The sequence below is a fragment of the Streptomyces antioxidans genome, assembly GCF_000968685.2.
Classification (GTDB): Bacteria; Actinomycetota; Actinomycetes; order Streptomycetales; family Streptomycetaceae; genus Streptomyces; species Streptomyces antioxidans.
The window spans coordinates 1-1,935 of the sequence record NZ_LAKD02000254.1 but is presented as its reverse complement, the minus strand read 5'-3'; the positions used below and the strand labels follow the sequence as shown (position 1 = coordinate 1,935).

The 1,935-nt window shown below is 69.3% G+C and carries 2 protein-coding genes; both read right to left on the bottom strand.

What is annotated here, in order from left to right:
• Positions 1-11 precede the first annotated feature (11 nt).
• Positions 12-914, bottom strand: a complete 903-nt coding sequence (locus VT50_RS38030) for a transketolase family protein (RefSeq protein ID WP_079343996.1) — start codon at positions 912-914, stop codon at positions 12-14.
• 30 nt (positions 915-944) lie between these two features.
• Positions 945-1,646, bottom strand: coding sequence for a thiamine pyrophosphate-dependent enzyme (locus VT50_RS38025; protein WP_046090583.1), 702 nt, complete (start codon positions 1,644-1,646; stop codon positions 945-947).
• Positions 1,647-1,935: the final 289 nt, after the last annotated feature.

The following is a 1,935-nucleotide window of genomic DNA, read 5'->3' as shown; positions in this document are numbered from 1 at the left end:
GCCCCACCCCCTCACCCCAGAAAGGCGGAGATCCGCTCACGCAACGAAGCCGGGTCAAGCCCCTGCCCCGCGAGATGCTCGTCGATCGTCCCGTAGCGGCGCAGCTCGCGCCGGGGAATGCCCAGGCCGAGCACCCGATGCGGGCGATCGGCGAGCGCGTCGTTCACGGCGCCGGTCGAGGTGCCCGCGAGATACGGCTCGACCAGCACGACATCGCCGCCGCCCGCCGCCTCCCCAGCGGCGGCACGCACCGCGAGCTCGTCGAAGGGCCGCACCGTCGTGGCGTAGAGCACGGTGACGTCCAGCCCCTCGACGGCCGTAAGGACGCTATCGAGTATCGGCCCGGCCGCGATCACCACACCGCTGCGCCCCTCCCGTACGGTCAGGAAGCGGCCGGGGGCGATGTTCCGCGGGGCGGAGTTGGAGTGCGCCGACAGCCGTACGTACACCGAGTCGTCATCGGCCGCCGCCGCGTCCCGCAGCAGGGTCTCGGCCTCGTCCGGATGGCCGGGCACATGGACGGTCCAGCCGTCGAGCGTGTCCAGCAGGGCCACATCGCCGGGCGCCATATGGGTGTAGCCGCCCGCTGGCCAGTCGTACGAACCGGCCGCGCTCACCAGCACCCCGCCCACGCCCTGATGCCCGAAGTCCAGCTTGACCTGTTCAAAGGGCCGCTCGATCAGAAAGCTGGCGAAGGTGTGCAGAATCGGCCGCATCCCGGTCAGGGCCAGTCCACCGCCGACGCCGACCAGCAGCTGCTCGCGGATGCCGACATTGATCACCCGGTCGGGATGCGCCCGGGCCGCGTCCGTGAAGCCGTCCTTGCCGATCTCCGCCAGCACGACGGCCAGCCGGGGATCATCGTCCAGAAGGCGGGAGACGACGGAGGCGAAACGCTCACGCATGGTGTCCATGAGTACAGTCCCTCTCACACTGGAATCGCTTCAGATCTTGGCCTCGACCCGGGCCACCACGACATGCGGCCGCCCCGGGTGCGGCGCGGTGTACGCCTCGTACAGCGCCTGGTGATCACGCCCGTTCACGCTCACCGTGGACCACCCCGCGGCCCCGAAGTGCGCGGCGATACCCCCGGGCCGTCCATGGCTGGCGGAGGCGTTGTCGACGACGACCGCGTGCAGCCGCTCCAGCCCCACGGCCCCGGCGTACGCGATCGCCTCGTGATTGCTGCCCTCGTCCAGCTCGGCGTCACCGAGGAGCACCCAGACCGCCACCTCGGACAGCCCCTGCGCCCGCAGCCCGAGCGCACTCCCCACCGCCAACGGCAGCCCGTGCCCCAGCGACCCACTGCTGATCTCGGCCCCCGGCACCAGCACCCGATCCGGATGGTGCCCCAGCGGCGACTCATAGGCCCCGAACCCGGCCAGCAGCGACTTGGGCAAGAACCCCTTGGCGGCAAGCACGGCGTAGTACGCCATCGGCCCGTGCCCCTTGGACAGCAAGAACCGATCCCGCTCCGGCGCATCCACTGCCGAAGCCGAAACCCGCAGCACCCGGTCGTAGAGCACCCAGACCGCGTCCAGCGTCGAGGTGGCAGCCGGCCCGTGCTTCTCGTCCCCGGTCATCAGACTCATCAGCCGAGGAAGATCGTCGTACCCATATGCGGTGTGAACGTCGGTGAAGGTCATGCTGAGAGCGTGCAACTTAAACCAAACTTCAAGTCAACCCCCACCCACCCCACCCACTCGCAATCCCGCTAACAATGTGCAACGCCCCAACCCCACCAGGTGAACACCCCAGCTGGTCCCGCCGGACTCCCGATCTTCCCCCGGGGTGGCAGCGACCACCCCCTGAAGTGCGGTATTGTTCTTCATGCGCGCTCGGCGAGGGAAGCCCAAGCCGAACGAGCACCGGGACGTGGCGCAGCTTGGTAGCGCACTTGACTGGGGGTCAAGGGGTCGCAGGTTCAAATCCTGT